This window comes from Conyzicola sp., assembly GCF_057073975.1.
On the sequence record NZ_JBXMIS010000131.1, the window covers coordinates 1 to 7,431 of the forward strand.

General features: G+C 68.1%; 7 protein-coding genes. 6 read left to right on the forward strand and 1 reads right to left on the reverse strand.

What is annotated here, in order from left to right; genetic code table 11:
• From AC14A7_RS11795 to pgl, 6 genes are all read left to right on the forward strand, one after another.
• Nucleotides 1-1,178, forward strand: a 1,178-nt coding sequence (locus tag AC14A7_RS11795) for a transketolase-like TK C-terminal-containing protein (RefSeq protein ID WP_484009270.1), incomplete at its 5' end; no start/stop codon positions are given.
• A gap of 23 nt (nt 1,179-1,201) precedes the next feature.
• Nucleotides 1,202-2,308: a transaldolase gene (gene tal, locus AC14A7_RS11800; protein ID WP_484009272.1), complete on the forward strand. Its 1,107-nt coding sequence runs from the start codon at nt 1,202-1,204 to the stop codon at nt 2,306-2,308.
• On the forward strand, nt 2,305-3,921 hold the full coding sequence (locus tag AC14A7_RS11805) for a glucose-6-phosphate isomerase (RefSeq protein ID WP_484009274.1): 1,617 nt from the start codon (nt 2,305-2,307) through the stop codon (nt 3,919-3,921). The genes tal and AC14A7_RS11805 overlap by 4 nt, the downstream gene beginning before the upstream one ends.
• A 12-nt stretch (nt 3,922-3,933) precedes the next feature.
• Nucleotides 3,934-5,475 carry a glucose-6-phosphate dehydrogenase gene (gene zwf, locus AC14A7_RS11810; RefSeq protein ID WP_484009276.1) on the forward strand — a complete coding sequence of 514 codons (1,542 nt, stop codon included), beginning with the start codon at nt 3,934-3,936 and terminating at the stop codon, nt 5,473-5,475.
• Nucleotides 5,472-6,446 (forward strand): glucose-6-phosphate dehydrogenase assembly protein OpcA, encoded by a 975-nt coding sequence (locus tag AC14A7_RS11815; protein WP_484009278.1) that lies wholly within the window; start codon nt 5,472-5,474, stop codon nt 6,444-6,446. The genes zwf and AC14A7_RS11815 overlap by 4 nt, the downstream gene beginning before the upstream one ends.
• Nucleotides 6,443-7,237, forward strand: coding sequence for a 6-phosphogluconolactonase (pgl, locus tag AC14A7_RS11820; RefSeq protein ID WP_484009280.1), 795 nt, complete (start codon nt 6,443-6,445; stop codon nt 7,235-7,237). The genes AC14A7_RS11815 and pgl overlap by 4 nt, the downstream gene beginning before the upstream one ends.
• A 3-nt stretch (nt 7,238-7,240) precedes the next feature.
• Here pgl and AC14A7_RS11825 read toward each other — a convergent pair.
• Nucleotides 7,241-7,431: roadblock/LC7 domain-containing protein (locus AC14A7_RS11825; RefSeq protein ID WP_484009282.1), on the reverse strand; the 191-nt coding region annotated here is incomplete at its 5' end.

Here is a 7,431-nt window from a genome sequence, read left to right on the forward strand (position 1 = left end):
CTCTCGAGCACACCCGCAAGGCCGTCGAACGCGGACGGGCCCAGCACGCCGAGTGGGACGAGAAGCTCGCCGCGTGGGCGTCGGCCAACCCCGAGAAGAAGGTCATGCTCGACCGCATCCTCGCGAACGAGCTGCCCGACTGCGTCGAAGAGGCACTCCCCGTCTTCGAGGCCGGCAAGGACGTCTCGACCCGTGCCGCGTCGGGCAAGGTCATCAACGCCCTCGCCGGCGTCGTCCCCGAGCTCTGGGGCGGCTCCGCCGACCTCGCCGAGTCGAACAACACGACGATCGCCGGTGCGAAGTCGTTCGTTCCGGCCGAATGGTCGACCCACGAGTGGACCGCCGAGAAGTACGGGCGGGTGCTGCACTTCGGCATCCGTGAGCACGCGATGGGGGCGATCCTCAACGGCATCACCCTGCACGGCAACACGCGTCCCTTCGGTGGCACGTTCCTCATCTTCAGCGACTACATGCGCCCCGCCGTGCGCCTCGCCGCGCTGATGAAGTCGCCCGCGATCTACGTCTGGACCCACGACTCAGTCGCCCTCGGTGAAGACGGACCGACCCACCAGCCGATCGAGCAGCTCGCGACCCTCCGCGCCATCCCCGGACTCGACATCGTGCGCCCCGGCGACGCGAACGAGACCGCGTGGGCATGGAAGACGATCCTCGAGCGCCGCAACGGACCCGCCGGCATCGCCCTGACCCGCCAGAACATCCCGGTGTTCGCGCGCGGCGAGGGTGACGCGAGCGGCGAGACCTTCGCCTCGGCCAAGAACGTCGCCAAGGGTGCCTATGTGCTCGCCGAGGCGCCGAACGGCACGCCAGACGTCATCTTCATCGCGACCGGCTCAGAGCTGCAGATCGCGGTGGACGCCCGTGAGGCACTCAAGGCCGATGGCATCAACGCGCGCGTCGTCTCCGCCCCGAGCCTCGAGTGGTTCGAGGAGCAGGATGCCGCCTACCGCGAGTCCGTGCTTCCCGCTGCCATCAAGGCCCGGGTCTCGATCGAGGCCGGACTCAGCCTCGGCTGGGAGAAGTACGTCGGCGACGCCGGCCGCTCCGTCTCGATCGAGCACTTCGGTGCATCGGCCGACTACAAGACCCTGTTCCGTGAGTTCGGAATGACGACAGAGGCCGCCGTGGCCGCCGCCAAAGATTCGATCGCCGCCGCGTAGGCGTCGTCAAGAAAGAAGAAGCAATGACTACTCCCACCGCAGCCCTCTCCGCCGTCGGCGTCAGCATCTGGCTCGACGACCTCTCCCGTGACCGCATCCAGTCGGGCGGCCTCGAGAAGCTCATCGCCGAGAAGAACGTCGTCGGTGTCACCACCAACCCGACGATCTTCGCCGGCGCGCTCGCCAAGGGCACGACCTACGACACCCAGGTCGGCGAGCTGGCCAAGGCCGGCACGAGCGTCACCGACGCCGTCTTCGAGATCACCACGGATGACGTGGCCGCCGGCTGCGACATCTTCCGCGGCGTCTACGACTCCACCAACGGCCAGGACGGCCGCGTCTCGATCGAGGTCGAGCCCGGCTTCGCCCACGATGCCGCCGCGACCATCGAGCAGGGCACTGCGCTGTTCACGAAGGTCAACCGCCCGAACGTCATGATCAAGGTGCCTGCCACGGTCGAGGGCCTCGAGGCGATCACCGCTCTGACGGCAGAGGGCATCAGCGTCAACGTGACGCTGATCTTCAGCCTGCAGCGCTACCGCGATGTCATCAACGCCTACCTCACTGGGCTCGAGCAGGCCAAGGCAGCTGGCAAGGACCTCTCGACGATCCACTCGGTCGCCTCCTTCTTCGTGTCGCGCGTCGACACCGAGATCGACAAGCGACTTGAGGCCGTCGGCACCCCAGAGGCGCTCGCGCTGAAGAGCAAGGCCGGCGTCGCCAACGCCCAGCTGGCCTACCAGGTCTTCGAGCAGGAGTGGGCGACCGACCGCGCCAAGGCCCTCCTCGCCTCCGGTGCCAACGCCCAGCGCCCGCTGTGGGCGTCGACCGGCGTCAAGGACCCGAACCTCCCCGACACCCTCTACGTCACCGAGCTCGCGGTCGCCAACGTCGTGAACACGATGCCGGAGAAGACGCTAGAGGCCACCTTCGACCACGGTGTGATCGCCGGGGATGCCGTCACCGGCTCCTACGCCGCCGCCGCCGAGGTGCTCGACGCGGTTGCCGCGCAGGGCATCTCCTATGACGACGTGACCGCGCTGCTCGAGAAGGAGGGCGTTGAGAAGTTCATCGTCTCCTGGAACGAGCTGCTCGACACCGTCAGCGCCGCGCTAGAAGCAGCCAAGTGAGCATCAAGCTCCATGTGACGGGTGCCGCGGCCGAGGCCGCGGACCGCATCGTGCCGCAGCTCGTCAGCGATCTGGTCGCCAGCCGAATCACCGGCCAGGACTCGTCGCTCTGGGGCGCGGACGCCGAGGCGGAGGCCAGCGTGCGACTCGGATGGGTCGAGTCTGTTGCGATCTCCAGCGGTCTCGTCGACGACATCGTCGAGCTTCGTGAGCGCCTCGTCAACGACTACGGGGTCAACCACTTCGTGCTCGGCGGCATGGGCGGCTCGTCGCTCGCGCCAGAGGTCATCACGCGCACCCAGGGCGTGCACCTCACGGTGCTCGACTCGACCGACCCCGCGCAGGTTCTCGCCGCGGTCGCCGACCGCCTCGAGACCACCGCGGTCATCATCTCGTCGAAGTCGGGCGGAACCGTCGAGACCGACAGCCAGAAGCGCACCTACGAGAAGGCCTTCCGCGACGCCGGCATCGACCCGCTCGAGCGCATCGTGGTCGTCACCGATCCAGGCTCCCCACTCGATGTCGCGGCTCGCGCCGACGGCTACCGCGTGTTCAACGCCGACCCGAACGTCGGCGGCCGCTACTCGGCGCTGACCGCCTTCGGGCTCGTGCCGTCCGGCCTCGCCGGTGTCGACATCCAGGCACTCCTCGACGAGGCGGACGCCGCCCTCTTCGAGCTTGCCAGCGACAACGAGCAGAACCCTGGTCTCATCCTCGGCGCCGCCATTGCCGGAACCGTGCCGCTCAAGAACAAGCTCGGCATCGTCGCAGACGGCACCCACATCGTGGGATTCGGCGACTGGGTCGAGCAGCTGATCGCCGAGTCGACCGGCAAGATCGGCCGCGGCCTTCTTCCCGTCGTGCTCGGCACTGACGCACCGGAGCTCACGCAGCGTCCCGACGACCTCCAGATCGTGCGGCTCGTCGGCGACTTCGACGACACAGAGCACGTCATCGAGGGCGAGATCGAGATCACCGGCACGCTCGGCGCGCAGCTGCTGACCTGGGAGTACGCGACCGTGGTTGCCGGGCGCCTGCTCGGCATCAACCCGTTCGACCAGCCAGACGTGGAGTCGGCCAAGATCGCTACCCGCGGCCTTCTCGACAACCGGCCAGAGCCTGCAGCACCCGCGTTCGTCGACGGCGGCATCGAGGTGCGTGGCACCTCCGACGTCGTTGCGGGAGCAACCGACCTCGACGGGGCCATCTCTGCCCTGCTCTCGTTCCTCGGCGAGGACGGCTATCTCTCGGTGCAGGCCTACCTCGACCGCACCGCCAACGCTGGCCTCGCATACGTGCGCGACTCGCTCGCGGCTCGCGCGAACCGCCCGGTCACGTTTGGATGGGGCCCCCGGTTCCTCCACTCGACCGGCCAGTTCCACAAGGGCGGGCCCGCCATCGGCGTCTTCCTGCAGATCACCAGCGTCGGCGGAGCCGACCTCGCGATTCCCGAGCGCCCGTTCACCTTCGGCCAGCTCATCCAGGCGCAGGCTGCCGGCGACGCGAGCGTGCTCGCGGAGCACGGCCGACCGGTGCTGACACTCACGCTGACCGACTCCGCTGCCCAGCTCCCTGCGCTCATTGCCGCACTGAGCTCCACGCACCTCAGCTAGACAAGGAACCGCATGTCCCCCGTGGAGATCACTCCAGAGTTCAACCCGCTGCGGTTGACCTCCGACCGGCGGCTCAACCGCATCGCCGGCCCCAGCGGCCTCATCATCTTCGGCGTGACCGGCGACCTGTCGCACAAGAAGCTGATGCCGGCCGTCTACGACCTCGCCAACCGCGGTCTTCTTCCCCCCGGCTTCGCACTCGTCGGCTTCGCCCGCCGCGACTGGGTGGATCAGGATTTCGAGAAGGTCGTGTACGAGGCCGTCAAGCAGTACGCCCGCACCCCCTTCGATGAAGACGTCTGGAAGCAGCTCGCGCAGGGCATCCGCTTCGTGCAGGGCGAGTTCGACGACGACAAGGCGTTCGCCAAGCTCAAGGAGACGATCGAGGAGCTCGACCGCGACCGTGGCACGATGGGCAACCACGCCTTCTACCTGTCGATTCCGCCGAAGGCCTTCCCGCTCGTGACCGAGCAGCTCAAGGAGTCTGGGCTCGCGGAGCAGCAGGACGGCCAGTGGCGCCGCGTCGTCATCGAGAAGCCGTTCGGCAGCGACCTGAAGACGGCTCGCGAGCTCAATGCGGTCGTCGAGAGTGTCTTCCCGGCCGACAGCGTCTTCCGCATCGACCACTACCTCGGCAAGGAGACAGTGCAGAACATCCTCGCGCTGCGCTTCGCCAACCAGCTCTACGAGCCCATCTGGAACGCGAACTACGTCGACCACGTGCAGATCACGATGGCAGAGGACATCGGGGTCGGAGGCCGCGCCGGGTACTACGACGGTATCGGCGCCGCTCGCGACGTCATCCAGAACCACCTGCTGCAGCTGCTCGCCCTCACCGCGATGGAGGAGCCGATCTCGTTCGACGCCGCCGATCTGCGGGCGGAGAAGGAGAAGGTGCTCGCCGCCGTCAACCTGCCGAAGGACCTCAGCACTGCCACCGCGCGCGGTCAGTACGCGAGCGGATGGCAGGGCGGTGAGAAGGTCATCGGCTTCCTCGACGAGGACGGCATGAACCCCGAGTCCCTCACCGAGACCTACGCGGCCATCAAGCTGGAGATCGGCACCCGCCGGTGGAACGGCGTGCCGTTCTACCTCCGCGCTGGCAAGCGTCTCGGCCGCCGGGTCACCGAGATCGCCGTGGTGTTCAAGCGTGCGCCTCAGCACCTCTTCGCCGAGAGCCAGACCGGCGTGCTCGGGCAGAACGCCCTCGTCATCCGTGTTCAGCCCGATGAGGGCGTCACCATCCGCTTCGGCTCGAAGGTGCCGGGCGCCGGCTCGCAGGTGCGCGACGTGACGATGGACTTCGGATACGGTCACGCCTTCACCGAGGCGAGCCCGGAGGCATACGAGCGTCTCATTCTCGACGTGCTGCTCGGCGACCCACCGCTGTTCCCCCGCCACGAGGAGGTCGAGCTCAGTTGGAAGATCCTCGATCCGATCGAGGAGTTCTGGGCGACCCAGGGCCAGCCAGAGCAGTACCGCCCCGGAACCTGGGGACCGGCATCCGCTGACGAACTACTTGCCCGCGACGGCCGAGTCTGGAGACGCCCATGATCGTCGACCTACCCAACACCACGACGAGCGCCATCTCGAAGACGCTCGTGAAGATCCGCGAGGAGGGCGGCGCTGTCGCCCTCGGGCGTGTGCTCACGCTGGTGATCTCGACGGTGCTCGGCGACGAGGAGGAGGCCATCGAGGCCGCCAACGACGCCTCCCGCGAGCACCCCATGCGGGTCATCGTCATCTCCACCGGACCCGACGACAAGCGCACGGAGAAGGATGCCCGGCTCGACGCCCAGATCCGCGTGGGCGGTGACGCCGGCGCGAGCGAGGTCATCGTCGTGCGCGCCTACGGCGACGCCTCCGTCGACCAGGAGGGGCTCGTCACCGGGCTCCTGCTGCCCGACGCCCCCGTCGTCGTCTGGTGGCCGGGAGCGGCCCCCGAGGTCGCCGCAGAGTCGGCCCTCGGCCACTTCGCCCAGCGCCGCATCACCGACGCCGCATCCAGCTCCAACCCGCTCGCTGCCCTGCACCGCCTCGAGCAGACCTACCAGCCGGGCGACACCGACTTCGCGTGGACCCGCCTCACCCTCTGGCGTGCCCAGCTCGCCGCCGTGCTCGATCAACCCCCGTACGAGCCCGTCACGAGTGTCGAGGTGCACGGCGCAGCCGACTCCCCCTCGACCGCGCTTCTCGCCGCTTGGCTCAAGCTGCAGCTCAAGGTCGAGGTCACCCTCGAGGTCTCGAGCAAGGCGCACGGCTCGAGCGGAATCCAGGGCGTCGTGCTCAACCGTGCGAGCGGGGCGATCAAGCTAGAGCGCACGCTGTCGAACATCGCGACGCTCGTGCAGCCCAACCAGCCAACGCACGACATCTCTCTTCCGCGTCGCAGCCTTCGCGACTGTCTCGCCGAGGAACTGCGCAGGCTCGACCCCGACGAACTGTTCGGCGAGGTCATCCGCAAGGGCCTTCCGCAGGTCGAGGGCCAGGCGACCAAGGCCAAGAGCAAGTCGGCCTCGAAATGAGCGAGCGACGGCTGCTGGTGCACCCCGACAAGCCGACCATGGCGGCATCCGTCGCCGATCGGTTCATCACGAAGCTCGCCAAGCTCCTCATCGACAACGCGACCGTCGATGTCGTGCTCACGGGAGGCACGATGGGCTCGGCCGTGCTCGCAGCCGTCAACGCCTCCCCCGACCGCGACTCGGTCGACTGGAGCCGCATCCGGTTCTGGTGGGGTGACGAGCGCTGGCTGCCCAAGGGCGACCCAGAGCGCAACGAGACCCAGGCGCGCGAGGCGCTGCTCGACCACCTCGATATCGACGAGAGCGCGATTCACGCGTTTGCGGCATCCGATGAAGGTATCGACCTGGATGCCGCAGCGGCCGCGTACGCCGACGAGCTACGGGCGAACGCCGCCCCCGGCTCTGAGCTGCCGCTCTTCCAGATCACGTTCCTCGGCGTCGGACCCGACGGGCACATCGCATCGCTGTTTCCCGAGCGCTCCGGCATTCGCGAGAAGAACGCGACAGTGATCGCCGTGCGCAACTCCCCCAAGCCACCGTCGGAGCGCCTCAGCCTCACGCTTCCGGTCATCAACAGCTCTGAGCGCATCTGGGCGGTGCTGGCGGGTGCTGACAAGGCCTCCGCGCTCGGCCTCGTGCTCGCTGGCGTGAGCGCCAACGAGGTTCCGGCAGCGGGAGCGAACGGCGTGCGCCGCACCGACCTCCATGTCGACAGCGAGGCGTCGGCAGAGGTGCCTGAGAGCCTGACGACGACCGAGATCTACTGGACGGCCGCGGACAGCCCCGAGTAGCGCCTAGGCGTTGAGCTGCTCTGCCATCCTGGCCGCGTAGCGCTGTGCAACGACGAGCGCCGCGCCGATCGTGGCGTCCTTGTCGAACAGGGCCGACAGCACGATCACGTGACCGGGCACGCGCAGCTGCACGACGTATCCCTTGACCGACGAGATGATGATGTACTCGGTGTTGCCGGTGCGCAGCTCGTGGC

What these genes read in the sequence shown, in the direction of transcription:
- tal (WP_484009272.1), top strand. Translation starts at nt 1,202, where the DNA reads ATGACTACTCCCACCGCAGCCCTCTCCGCCGTCGGCGTCAGCATCTGG.
- AC14A7_RS11815 (WP_484009278.1), top strand. Translation starts at nt 5,472, where the DNA reads ATGATCGTCGACCTACCCAACACCACGACGAGCGCCATCTCGAAGACG.
- zwf (WP_484009276.1), top strand. Translation starts at nt 3,934, where the DNA reads ATGTCCCCCGTGGAGATCACTCCAGAGTTCAACCCGCTGCGGTTGACC.
- pgl (WP_484009280.1), top strand. Translation starts at nt 6,443, where the DNA reads ATGAGCGAGCGACGGCTGCTGGTGCACCCCGACAAGCCGACCATGGCG.